This window comes from Thermosynechococcus sp. HY596, from assembly GCF_030518715.1.
GTDB lineage: Bacteria > Cyanobacteriota > Cyanobacteriia > Thermosynechococcales > Thermosynechococcaceae > Thermosynechococcus.
The window spans coordinates 2,353,357-2,365,445 of sequence record NZ_CP130346.1 but is presented as its reverse complement, the minus strand read 5'-3'; the positions used below and the strand labels follow the sequence as shown (position 1 = coordinate 2,365,445).

The 12,089-nt window shown below is 54.2% G+C and carries 11 protein-coding genes; 5 read left to right on the top strand and 6 right to left on the bottom strand.

Translation table 11 applies throughout. The features are described 5' to 3' along the window. Window positions 1-440: 440 nt before the first annotated feature. Window positions 441-584: a hypothetical protein gene (locus QYC28_RS11620; protein WP_181495457.1), complete on the bottom strand. Its 144-nt coding sequence runs from the start codon at window positions 582-584 to the stop codon at window positions 441-443. A gap of 349 nt (window positions 585-933) precedes the next feature. Between QYC28_RS11620 and QYC28_RS11615 the strand changes: the two genes are divergently transcribed. The 3 genes from QYC28_RS11615 to rlmB all read left to right on the top strand — a co-directional run bounded on the left by QYC28_RS11615 (window position 934) and on the right by rlmB (window position 4,799). Continuing rightward, window positions 934-2,493, top strand: coding sequence for a glycoside hydrolase family 3 N-terminal domain-containing protein (locus QYC28_RS11615; protein WP_286649663.1), 1,560 nt, complete (start codon window positions 934-936; stop codon window positions 2,491-2,493). 85 nt (window positions 2,494-2,578) lie between these two features. Further along, window positions 2,579-3,889 (top strand): META domain-containing protein, encoded by a 1,311-nt coding sequence (locus tag QYC28_RS11610; protein WP_302679529.1) that lies wholly within the window; start codon window positions 2,579-2,581, stop codon window positions 3,887-3,889. Window positions 3,890-3,917: 28 nt separating this feature from the next. After that, on the top strand, window positions 3,918-4,799 hold the full coding sequence (gene rlmB / locus QYC28_RS11605; RefSeq protein ID WP_302679528.1) for a 23S rRNA (guanosine(2251)-2'-O)-methyltransferase RlmB: 882 nt from the start codon (window positions 3,918-3,920) through the stop codon (window positions 4,797-4,799). Here the strand turns inward: rlmB and QYC28_RS11600 are convergent. Continuing rightward, entirely contained in the window at window positions 4,796-6,004 is a 1,209-nt protein-coding gene (locus QYC28_RS11600) for a 4-hydroxy-3-methylbut-2-enyl diphosphate reductase (protein ID WP_286625794.1), read from the bottom strand. The genes rlmB and QYC28_RS11600 overlap by 4 nt on opposite strands. A gap of 42 nt (window positions 6,005-6,046) precedes the next feature. Then, the gene (locus QYC28_RS11595; protein ID WP_286649661.1) at window positions 6,047-7,234 is read right to left on the bottom strand and encodes a 1-deoxy-D-xylulose-5-phosphate reductoisomerase; all 1,188 of its coding nucleotides are present in this window, start codon (window positions 7,232-7,234) and stop codon (window positions 6,047-6,049) included. 117 nt (window positions 7,235-7,351) lie between these two features. Here QYC28_RS11595 and QYC28_RS11590 point away from each other — a divergent pair, with 117 nt between their 5' ends. Continuing rightward, window positions 7,352-8,530 (top strand): DNA double-strand break repair nuclease NurA, encoded by a 1,179-nt coding sequence (locus tag QYC28_RS11590; RefSeq protein ID WP_302679527.1) that lies wholly within the window; start codon window positions 7,352-7,354, stop codon window positions 8,528-8,530. 2 nt (window positions 8,531-8,532) lie between these two features. Here the strand turns inward: QYC28_RS11590 and QYC28_RS11585 are convergent, their stop codons facing one another. Next, a complete protein-coding gene (locus tag QYC28_RS11585; RefSeq protein ID WP_226971962.1) occupies window positions 8,533-10,023 on the bottom strand; it encodes a hypothetical protein in 1,491 nt (496 codons plus the stop codon). A gap of 117 nt (window positions 10,024-10,140) precedes the next feature. Between QYC28_RS11585 and QYC28_RS11580 the strand changes: the two genes are divergently transcribed. Next, window positions 10,141-10,842: a YggS family pyridoxal phosphate-dependent enzyme gene (locus QYC28_RS11580; RefSeq protein WP_302680070.1), complete on the top strand. Its 702-nt coding sequence runs from the start codon at window positions 10,141-10,143 to the stop codon at window positions 10,840-10,842. Here the strand turns inward: QYC28_RS11580 and QYC28_RS11575 are convergent. Both QYC28_RS11575 and QYC28_RS11570 read right to left on the bottom strand, forming a co-directional pair. Beyond that, entirely contained in the window at window positions 10,796-11,167 is a 372-nt protein-coding gene (locus tag QYC28_RS11575) for a hypothetical protein (RefSeq protein ID WP_286668740.1), read from the bottom strand. The two genes, QYC28_RS11580 and QYC28_RS11575, sit on opposite strands and share 47 nt — an antisense overlap. Window positions 11,168-11,260: 93 nt before the next feature. Further along, window positions 11,261-11,944 carry a DUF4177 domain-containing protein gene (locus QYC28_RS11570; protein WP_302679526.1) on the bottom strand — a complete coding sequence of 228 codons (684 nt, stop codon included), beginning with the start codon at window positions 11,942-11,944 and terminating at the stop codon, window positions 11,261-11,263. Window positions 11,945-12,089 lie beyond the last annotated feature (145 nt).

Sequence of the window (12,089 nt, the reverse complement as noted above, 5' to 3'; positions counted from 1 at the left end):
GATTGGTTTTGATATTACTCGCAAGACAGGAGTGAGATTTATCTTGGAGTAACTTTGCTTTATCCCGAACTCAAGGACTGGGAGGCACAAGCCTTAAGTTCACTCTTATCGTTAACCTTTCTTTCTGTGCCTACTTTTAAGTTAGCATAGGCCTTTGGGAATGCTCAAATGTTAACGGAAAATTCAATATCTGAAATATTCCTTAACTGATTCTGAAATATGTCGTTAGATTCAGTGGTTGCAACCTTTTGGTGGTATCCTTAGCGCTGAGCGTTATCTCTAGGTTTTAACAGTTTGGGCGATCGCCCCAAGCTCATAAAAAAACTAAAAAAACTGCACCCGCCCCCTAATTGCCGCTATGGCGGAGCTGATGCGGAAGGAATACTAGTTATTTTTACCTGTAAAGTCTCTACAGGGATTCTGCTTGCGGAAGACAGTAACTAACTCTTACGGGAGGGCGTTCCCGTGAAGGGCTGTGCTCCTGTAGAAGGATAGTGATCATTGCGAGGGGTGAAGATGCGCCCAAATGCCTCCATCAAAAAGACCATCATACTTTGCAGTTTCTCACGTAGTGCTTTTAACATAGGTCAACTCCTAAAGAAAGCGATTTAGGCTTCAGCCTTTGGCTTAATGATTGAACACCGCAGGAAAAACTTGAAACTTGCTCTCCCGAAGCAACGGAATCGGACTTTGCCTCAAGATCATTAGGTACAGCCCTTTTCACATGAATGGAACACACTCAAAACAAGTAAGGCTCCTATAGAGGAGGTTCATTTCCCCTTATGCAGCCCGTACTTAGAAAAGGGCTGTAAAGGCTGTACTTTTAGTATAAAAAATCAGACCAGTTACCTGAGAGGGTTTGAGACAATTTTTTATATGCTGAATAAGAAAGTTATTCATTTGTGAAATTTTGCTCTGAATGAGATCACACCCATGACATTTATTCCCCCTCTTTCTGATCTTTCACTGCGGGCACAGGTGGCGCAGATGGTGGTTGTACGAGCCAGTGGCTACCTCTACGACAGCCAGATTCAGTATCCCGCTTGGGAGCCGCCCCAAAACACCTTAAAACACTGGATTAAAGACTGGGGAGTTGGTGGGGTGATTCTCTTGGGGGGCAGTGCCGTCGAAGTGGCAGAACGCTGTCGGCAACTCCAATCTTGGGCCACGATTCCACTGTTACTAGCGGCGGATATTGAGGAGGGGGTTGGTCAACGCTTCAGTGGTGCCACACAATTTCCCCCGCCAGCAGCTTTAGGTGCCATTGCCCAAAAGAACCAAAAACGGGCGGTTGACCTTGCAAAGGAAATGGGGGCATACACCGCAGCCGAAGCTTTAGCCATTGGCTTGAATTGGGTTCTCGCCCCGGTGGTGGACGTGAATAATAATCCCGCAAACCCAGTGATTAACGTGCGTGCCTTTGGCGAGGAGCCAGACATTGTGAGTACCCTTGCAACCGCGTTTATTCAAGGGGCACGTGCCTATCCAGTGCTCACAACGGCAAAGCACTTTCCCGGCCATGGGGATACAGCCACGGATTCGCATTTGGAACTGCCCGTGATTCCCCACGATCGCGATCGCCTGCAAGCCATTGAATGGCCGCCCTTTGTTGCTGCCATTGCCGCCGGGGTGGATACCGTCATGAGCGCCCATGTCCACCTACCCACCTTGGATGCCGAGCGACCCGCCACCCTGTCTCCCCCGATTCTCACGGGAATCCTGCGCCAAGAGATGGGGTTTAAGGGTCTAATTGTGACCGATGCTTTGGTCATGGGGGCGATCGCCAACACCTACGGTACCGCCGAAGCTGCCGTCAAAGCCGTAGAAGCAGGTGCCGATATTCTGCTCATGCCCTTGGATCCGCCGGCAGCCATTGAAGCGGTGGTTGCCGCCGTTGAGTCAGGGCGGATTCCTCCTGAGCGCATTCAGGCCGCTGTAGCCCGCATTCAAGCCGCGAAGGCTCGCCTTCAGCCTCTAGCATTACAGTTGGACTATTTCCAAACGACACCAGCCGTTGAGGTGGCCACCACCATTGCCCAAGACAGTCTCGAGCGGGCTGGCCAAGCCTTGCAACCTGTGCCCTTAGGGGTGAATTGTCTGATCGTGGATGATGCTCTACACGCTAGCTTTTTGAACCGTACTTGTCCCGCATTGACACTGCCCCCCACTTGGGGCTTTGACCAACGGGTGGTGATTGATCAGCAAACGCCCCTCACCATGATTGAGGGCTTCCCCAAGGCACCGACCTTAGTGCAGGTGTTTAGTCGTGGCAATCCCTTCCGAGGCAAAGCGGGTTTAAGTGCGCCAGCGATCGCCACCCTCGAACGACTGCAAGCCCAAAATCAACTGGCGGGTCTGGTGGTCTATGGCAGTCCCTACGCCTACCGCGAAATTGCCCAGCATCTGCACTCCGACGTGCCCCGCGTTTTTAGCTATGGGCACTACAGCATCGCCCAAGGTCTGGCTCTAGCGTACTTGCTAAAGGTTTCCTGATCTTTTGCGAGGGAATCGATAGGGAACCCCTATACTCTCTGTACGTCCCTAGAGATACCCCCATAGAGCTTGGTCTTTCATCACCATGATTCAGTTTCCCACTGCGGTTAGCTTGGCAACGCTCTACACAGTCACCACAACGCTGGCGATCGCCCCCCTGAGTTTCGCCGCCCCCCAATCTTGGCTCGATCAACCGCTGCGCAACTGGAATCCCAACCTTCCTATCCTAGATATTCCCCCACGGGGCAATCCTGATCCCAGTGAGTTGAACCGCTGTCGCAGCACCCTACGTTCTCCCCAATCCATGGCCGATCGCCTGATCCAACAGCGAGGCTGGTATCTCGTGGGCACCCCGATTCGCCATCAGAATGTGGAAATTATTCTTGGCAATAGTCGCTTTGATGGCATGTGTCGCCCGATGGGGTATCAGGCCTTTGTTTTTTCCGGAGGACGTTACTTGGGAACGCTATCGCCGAATCTCATGGATTCCCGCGCTGATGGCTCATTCCTAGGCGAGGTCAAGTTCCAAAACGATGGCACCTTCACCGCAGACTTTGCCCGCTACACGCCCAATGATCCCCTCTGTTGCCCCAGTCGCATCAGTACTGTCACCTATCGCCTCGCAGGGGGACTCCTACCCCTGCCGCGCTTGGTGCCTGTGGCGGTTTCCACACAAGCAACAGCAAATAACCCTCCCTCCCAACCCCCAGAACTGAGCCTCAGCGGTCAACGCTGGCGTCTCAGACGCATTGGCAATCAAGCCGTGCCAGTGGATACCGCCTTTATTGAGTTTGATAGTGCTAACCGCCGTGCCAATGGTTTTACGGGCTGTAATAGCTTTAATGGTGGCTACACCGCCAACGGCCCGCGTCTGCTTTTTGCCCCCTTAGCCACCACCCAACGCCTCTGCGGCCAAGAACCCCTTCAGAGTGTGGAAACCCAGATGCTACAGGGGCTAAGTCGCACCAATCGCTACCGCGTTCAAGGAAATACGCTGCAACTCTTTGAGGGCAATCGCCTGCTATTGACCTTTGAAGCGGGTGCGACGGAAAGTCCCCTCAGTGGCCGCTGGCAACTGCAGCGCCTAGCCAATATGCCGATGCCACCGCGCAATCCCATGAATACGGCGTTTATTGAGTTTGATAGCAATGCCCAGCGAGCAACGGGCTTTAGTGGCTGCAATAACTTTAACGGTGGTTACAGCGTCAATGGCCAGCAATTGCGGTTTTCGGCAGTGGCGACAACGCGGCGCGCCTGTATTGGCCAACGGGCACAAAGGATGGAGATGTCGTTTTTACAGACCCTTGAGCAAACGAACCGCTACCGCATTGAGGGAAATACATTGACGTTCTATGATGGCGATCGCCCCCTTGCGATGTTCCAGCGAACACCCTAGGGAAGATCTGCAATCTTAGTGACTTTTCATGACCGAGAAACCTCGTCCCCGCAAAAAAAACCGACCGATCGCGACCCGCCCTCCTCGCCCCCAGCGCCGCACCCCAGCTCAACTAATTCGGAAAGCACCCCCAACTGCCGAGGATGCCCCCGAACTCCTCTATGGCCGCCATGCCGTGCTCTCAGCCCTTGAAAGTGGCCGCCCCTGCAACCGTATTTGGGTGATTCCCTCGCTGCGCTACGATCCACGTTTTCATCAACGCTTGAATGAAGCTAAACAGCAGGGGGCGATTATTGATACCGTGACCCCCGAACGCCTCGATCAACTGTGCCAGGGGGGGCGCCATCAGGGGATCGCCCTTCAGGTGGCTGCCTATCACTACTGGTCCCTTGAGGATCTCTTGGCCAAGGCCGCAACCGTGAATCAACCAGTACTCTTGGCTGCCGATGGTATTACGGATCCGCAAAATCTTGGTGCCATGATCCGCACTGCGGAAGCTCTGGGCATGCAAGGGGTGATTATTCCTCAACGGCGAGCAGTGGGCATTACTGCAACAGTGGCCAAAGCCGCCGCCGGCGCCCTAGAGTATTTGCCGGTGGCACGGGTGATTAACCTCAACCAAGCCCTTGAAACCCTTAAAGAAGCCGGCTACTGGATCTATGGCCTCTCGGAACGTGGCGCGGTGCCCCTACCGAAAATTACCTTCGATCGCCCTACGGTCTTTGTGGTTGGTAGTGAAGGGGAAGGAATTAGCCTGCAAACGCAAAAGCACTGCGATGAAATTGTCGCCATTCCCTTGGCGGGGCGCACCAATAGCCTAAATGCCTCAGTGGCGGTGGGCATTGCCCTCTACGAGATCAGTTGTCAGCGATCGCCCGCTTGGGATTTGACCCAAGCATCAGAGGCCTAGGAAACCGCTACCACAGACCGCAGGGCAAAAATTTTATTGAGAACCGCCTCGACCACCTTATCGGGAGTGGAGGCACCGGACGTAATGCCAATGGTGATTGGGCGATCGGGCAGCCAGTTCTCGGTAACAGTGAGAGCGTGATGCAGCGGTTTGTGTTCAATGCGATTCCCCGGCCCAATGCGATCGGCAGAATCAATGTGGTAGGAAGGAATCCCATGTTCAATGGCAATTTCTTGGAGATGGGTGGTATTTGATGAGTTGTAGCCACCGATCACCACCATCAGATCTAAGGGTTCCTTGACCAAGTTCAGCATTGCATCTTGGCGTTCTTGGGTGGCATCGCAAATCGTGTTGAAGCTCATGAAGTGCTCATTGAGGCGATCGGGACCATACTTTTGGATCATCGTGCGTTCAAAGAGTTTGCCAATTTGTTCGGTTTCCCCCTTGAGCATCGTTGTTTGATTGGCAATGCCGACCCGCACCAGATCGCGATCGGGGTCAAAGCCCGCAGAACAGGCCTTGGCAAATTTGGCCATGAAGGCCTCGCGATCGCCTCCCTTGAGGATGTAATCGCAGACATAGCGGGCTTCTTCGAGGTTGAGGACAATCAAATAGGTGCCCGCAAAGGAACTGGTGGCGATCGTTTCTTCGTGGTTGTACTTACCGTGAATGATCGAGGTGAAGCTCACCTTTTTGTGCTTTTCAACACTGTGCCACACTTTCGAGACCCACGGGCAAGTGGTATCGACAATCGTGCAGCCCCGCTCATTCAGCAGTTGCATTTCTTGGACACTGGCACCAAAAGCGGGCAAAATCACCACATCCCCTTGGCGCACCTCACTAAAGTCCTTTGCCCCATTGACCACCGGAATAAATTCCACGGCCATTTGCCGCAGGCGCTCATTCACCGAGGGATTATGGATAATTTCATTCGTGATCCAGATGCGCTCCGTGGGAAAGTGGGTGCGGGTTTCATAGGCCAAGGCAACGGCACGTTCTACCCCCCAACAAAAGCCAAAGGCCTCCGCCAAGCGAATCGTTACATCCCCCTCCTGCCAGCGATAGCCATTGGCGCGGATTTGCTGAATCAGCGAACTTTGATACTCCCCTTGCAGCTGCTGGTTCACCTCCTCGCCGTGGCCAAAGCCTTTGCGGTGGTAGTTTTCGGAACTATGTAGCGATCGCTTGAATGCGCGGGTATCCATTGGCTTTCCTCTGAAGCAATCTGTATGGTATTTTGACACACTCTATAGCGCAACCATGGGGCTAACTCCCCGTTGTGCCAACTCCTGTACCGTTTCTCGCGCCCAGCGATCGGCGGCCAAAATGTCCTCTAGGGTAGGGTTGTTAATGTTTTGGGCAGAGTAGCGATCGCAGGTCATCTCAATCAGACGGGGAATCTCAAGGAACGAAATCGCCTCGGCAATAAAGAGCGCCACCGCCTGTTCATTGGCAGCGTTCAGCACCGCTGGCATTGCCCCACCAGCGCGACCCGCAGCATAGGCCAGCCCCATACAGGGATACTTTTGGTGATCCGGCGATCGAAAGGTTAAATCTCCTGCCTTTACCAAGTCCAGTGATGACCAGTTGGTGGGAATTCGCTCTGGCCACGAGAGGGCATACAACAGCGGCAACCGCATATCTGGCCAGCCCAACTGCGCCAGCACGGAGGTATCCTGCAACTCAATCAGCGAGTGGATAATGCTTTGGGGATGGATCACAATCTCGATATTGTCGTAGTCCATGCCAAAGAGGTAGTGGGCTTCAATCACCTCTAGGCCTTTATTCATCAGGGTTGCCGAGTCCACAGTAATTTTGGGTCCCATTGACCAGTTGGGGTGTTTGAGGGCATCGGCCACCGTCACTTGCGAGAGTTTCTCCACCGGCCAATCACGAAAAGCGCCTCCCGAAGCAGTGAGAATAATTTTCCGCAGTCCTCCCTCGGGCACCCCCTGCAAACACTGAAAAATCGCCGAGTGCTCAGAATCAGCGGGCAAGAGCTTGACACCGTACTCCTGAAGCAGCGGCAAAACCACGGGTCCACCGGCAATCAGCGTTTCCTTATTGGCCAAGGCAATATCTTTACCCGCTTTAATGGCGGCGATCGTCGGCACCAGACCGGCACAACCAACAATGCCGGTGACCACAACATCGGCATCCCCATAGGCCGCTACCGTCGCAATACCGGATTCCCCCGCCACCAGTTGCGGTTTTTGGGGCAGATCGGCCAGTGCCGCCTCTAACTCTGGCAGTTGCTTGGCATCGGCAATACTGACAATCTCCGGCTGAAATTGGCGAATTTGCGGAATCAGTCGCTCCAAGTTACGACCCGCCGCAAGGCCAACGACACGAAAGCGATCGGGATATTGGGCAACAATGTCAAGGGTTTGGGTACCAATGGAGCCAGTGGAGCCAAGGAGAGTGAGTGCCTTCACAGTTTTTGGGGGAGGGTCAGTGAACACCTTAATATCTACCGCAGGAGGGGACACAAGGCAAACCCATACCTATTCCGTTGAGAATAGCAACAGGCGTTTCTCTAGTCTTTCCCAGTCATGGTGTTACCCCTTTCCCAACTGGTGCAGCAACTAAATCATAAAAAGGCCGAATTTCTCAGCTATGACACCGCCCTAGCTCAGGTGCGACAGGCCTACCAACAGGCTCTCAAGACATGGCAGCAGCAAACCATTGCCGACATCACCGCTGCCATTGATCCGCAGATCTCAGATTGGGGAGCACGTCCTATTGAACCATGGCCTCAGGGGTGGCGCATTCCCTTGGGGGTACAGTGGCCCCATCGTCAGGCGGCGCAGGAGTGGGCAATGACTCAACTCATGGATGTCACCACTGTGGCGGTGGATGGTTCCCAGATTGTGCCCAGTGAAGAGCTATTTTTGCCCGTGGGTGTGGTACAGGCGGGGTGGTTTCTCAATCCCCATCGGCGCGATCGCCCCTACGCCAAGGAAATTGTCCTTGAACTAATTACACCAGCGGAACTGCGCCAAGCGGAAGAACAGTTGCGACAGCCGCAAATTTATCGCTTCCACGAACGCTATATCCATCTGCGCCGCTTTGAACTGGAATTAAAAACCCTACGGGAGCGCATGGCCGAGGTAACCGCACCCGCATTACTATTGTTTGATGGCTCCTTTGTGGCCACGTTTGCCGAGTCCTATGCCCCCGAGTGGCAGAGGCGATATGTGGCGGCACTGTGCCAAACCCTTGCCGCGAGCCGGCAACACCAGATTCCCTTGGTGGCCTATATTGATAGCTCTCAGGCACGGGATTTGGTGACCCTTTTGGGATATCTGGAGCAGCTGGCGCCGAGTCCCCACCTCTCGGATGCCCAACTGTTGAGCACGGTGTTGACCCAATGGGGCGATCGCTCCCCTGTGTTTATCTGCGATCGCGGGGGCATCCTCGAACGGTATGGCCCTTGGGCCAAGGGCATTGGCTTTTGCTACCTCAAGGCCCATCAGGGCTATCCTGTGCGCCTCGAACTCCCCCTGTGGCTCTACGAAGCGGGCTTACTGGATCAGGTGATTCGCTGGCTCTGCGGTGAACTGATTACGGGTCAAGGGTACCCCTACGCCCTCGAAGCGGCGGATCAATTGGCCGTTCTCCAAGGGAGCGATCGCCAAGCCTTCCTCAAGCAATTGCAAGTCTGGGCAGAGGGCGTCGGCATGGAACTGCGCTTTAGTCGCAAATGGGTAAGTAAGCAGCAGCGGCGTTAGCTCTATTGGGACGAATTTTGCAGCGCCTTCAGTGCCTGTTCCAATTCCCCTTGCGACCTCGGCATCCAGTCTTTGCCCCGCAATCGCCGCAACATTTCTAGGGCTTCCTCACGGGTTTGACCAGTATTTTGTTGGTGCCGTTGCCAGAAGTCGTCCCACCAGCCGGGGGGTTGCTGCTTGCTGCCTGTGTATTCCGTGGGGCGCCCAGTGTCACCATCAATGACGAGGCTGCCGACATAATCGGCATTGCTATAGACCTTGGCAATTTGATCCTTGATGTGGCGCATATCCTCGGCAGCAACAACGCCATTATCGGTGGCTTTATAAAATTGCACCGTGACGCGGATGGGGAAGCGGGGATCCCGCTCGATCGGCAGGTTATCAATTTCAGTGAAGGGGCCTTCCACCTTGCCATAACTAATGACTGCCGCCTCCACATTGGAACGACCAGCGCTAGGTGCTGCCTCCATGAGGGCGGGGGCGGGCATCGAGAAAGGGGGCATAACCGATCGGGGCCGAGGGGCTTGCTTCAGGGGCACTTGGATCAGCATCACCATATTCATCCCCGCCGCTTCCGCTTGGGCAGAGGTAATCTCACCACCACCAGTTCTCACCCCAAAATCACTGGCGCGTTGTCCCACTAGGCTCGCCCGTTCGCCATTCTTATTGAAAAACAGTCGCTGCCCCCACGTCTGCCCCGCTTCAAAGGCATCCCGCTTGTTGTCAATAACGGTGGCGCTGGTACCTTGGCGAGTGACGAGAATTGCTAAAACCGCTGGATTTTTTTCGTAGCTCTGGTAGTTAAACAGCACAGGGTTAAAGGTGGCTTCCCCTTGGGGTGGAATGGGTAGGAAACAGGCTTGGGCACTCACCAGCACATGGCTATCGCGATCGGCCAAAAGGGAGCGACGATTCCCTGCCCAGGAGCGGGGATTGTGGAGATACTTGCGGAAGTTACCGAGAAATTCCTTGAGGTTGACCCGTTGAAGCGGCTTGCCCTTTTCATTGCCCACCAAGATAAAGAAGCGTTCGAGGGGAATATCCGCTGTGCGATCGCTAAAATTGGGAAAGCGAATCACGGGCATCAGACTCAGTTCATAACCCTTGGTGCGTGGGTTGTACTGCTGAATTTGAATCGTCATGTCACTGATATTAGGGCCGACGGCAGAGTGGTGGTAGCGAGCGGTGTCCTCCCATGTGATGTCAAGAATGTTCAAGCCATATTGCTCGGCAAGCCGCCGCGCTTCTGAGTTGTGGATCATGCTGCGGGTGCGCTCAATGACTTGGCGGTAGCGATCGTAGTCAGCCACAGAAACGCGCGGTGGTGGTTCAGGTTTAGGGAGTGGCGAGGGGTTTGACTCAATTCCCCAATTGGGTTGACCTTGGGCAGAGGACATAAAGCTTTCTCCTGGGGAGAGCAACTTCCCCGCTAAAAGGGTACCGAGAGCGAGTAAACCAATGAGGCCAAGGGAGAGTTTGAGGGGCACAGCCATAGCAGCGTTCTGAATCCTACCCTCTAGCCTAGTCAAGGAAACTCAAAATCCTGCCATGGTTTCACTTTTTGCAACAGGGTTTTAGGATCAAAAAGCATCCTTGCCCGCAAATTGCCTGTGTTATCCGCTGCTGAAATTCGCGATCGCGCCACCCACCTCAAATCAACACTTCCCCCCCATGTCCGCCTCATTGCCGTGAGTAAGTTTATGCCAGCGGCCGCGATTCGGGCTGCCTACGAGGCCGGCATTCGGGATTTTGGCGAAAGTCGCGTCCAGGAAGCGGCCAGTAAACGCACTGAATTGGCTGACCTCACGGATATTACCTGGCATCTCATTGGCCATCTGCAAACCAATAAAGTGCGGCAGGCGCTGCAACTCTTTGACTGGATTCACACCGTTGACCGCTGGAAATTAGCTGAGCGCATCAATGCCATTCTCAGGGAAACCGACGCCCCCAGTCCCCACTGTCTACTGCAGGTGAAGCTCCGCCCCGACCCCCAAAAACACGGCTGGGAAAGATCCAAACTGGAAGCAGCCCTTCCCCAACTCGATGCCCTCTCCCATCTGCGCTGCTGTGGCCTGATGACGATTCTGCCCTTGGGGTTGCCCCCCGCAGAGCAATTGCAAGTCTTTCAGGAATTGCGGGCTTGGGGCGAGGAACTGCGTACAAAACCGTGGCAGCAGCTGCAGTGGCAGGAGTATTCCATGGGTATGACGCAGGACTATCCCCTTGCGGTGCAAGCTGGGGCAACCATGGTGCGCATTGGCACGGCTATTTTTGGCGATCGCCAAGCAACGCTAGAAATTCACCACGAGTAATGCCCTTGGAAGGGGTTGGTTCGGGAATCATCACCGGTGGCGGAAAGAGGGGACTGCCCGGCGACCAAAGTTCAACGCTATCGCAGTGCTGATCGTAGTACTCAGGATCAGTGGTGACCCGCACCGCTTGGGGTAGGCCGGAGGCAAGGTAGGCCACATCCACGCGATCGCCCGCTGGGGAATGACGCGGTGCATCATACAGATAATGCCAAACCAAAGCACGGGGCGAACAGGTCAGAACTGGTTCAGGGGTGGGGGCAGGTTTTGCGACTTGAGGGGTATAGAGCGTTGGGGTTTCCCGCAGGCGGCGGGCTTGCAGGGGCAAAGGGCAGTAACTTTTCCTCTAGGGCAGCCGGCACACTCAGCACGCGGGCACGGCGCGATCGCCCCTGCCACCCTGTCATTGCTTGAACCCTATCTAAAACCACGTCTTCCGCTTAAAAAGCAACACCACCCTATTGGGGCGCACATTGGGCTGCAAACCTGTTACGTATTCCTCGTTGCCAAAATTGGGATGCACCGTTTCATCCTCCACAAAAGAATCCACTAGCTCCCAACCCTGCTTACCCAGCTTTTCTACCTCACTCTCCAACTCCATCAGGGAAACTTCTTTTGCGGAAAATTTTGGGTACGCACCTAAAGATACTGTTTTTGCCGTAACATATACTGTCTTGTACTCCCACTTGCTATTCGGGAAAAGTCCCCCCAGCAACAGCATGAGGAAGATCGCAAGGGCTGATGCCGCCGTAATGGTTTGATTATAGAACTGAAACCGCTGCCCAAATTCCGAGAGACCTGTTTGCAGTGTTTCCTGAATAACCGCTTGCGGGGGTGGGGGGGATAGCGGTTCGGCATATTCCCATTCAGGGGTTCCCCCAGTTTTGCGCCCATAAAATTTCACGAAGTTGATCCGTCCCAAGGGTTGCCGATTTAGGATATCCACAGTTTGATCCGCTAGAGCCGTAAAGTCCACTGTTTTGTCCCTAGGGCGATTGAAAATCACTGTGAGTTGAGAGCCTGTTTGTGAAACTTCAACCGTCACTGCTTCACTGGCGATCGCGCCTTGGATCGCTTGCTTGATAGCCTCAAGATTCGTTTTCATCAGTGCTCATCCCACAATATCTTTGCCTAAGTTTTATCCATTGGAGTAAGGATGCAATATGCACCGCTACGCCTTTTTTCTCCGTCCAGTCAAAGCCAAAAGCTACACTAAAAGAGCGATGCCGCAGGAACCAAGCAACAGACTG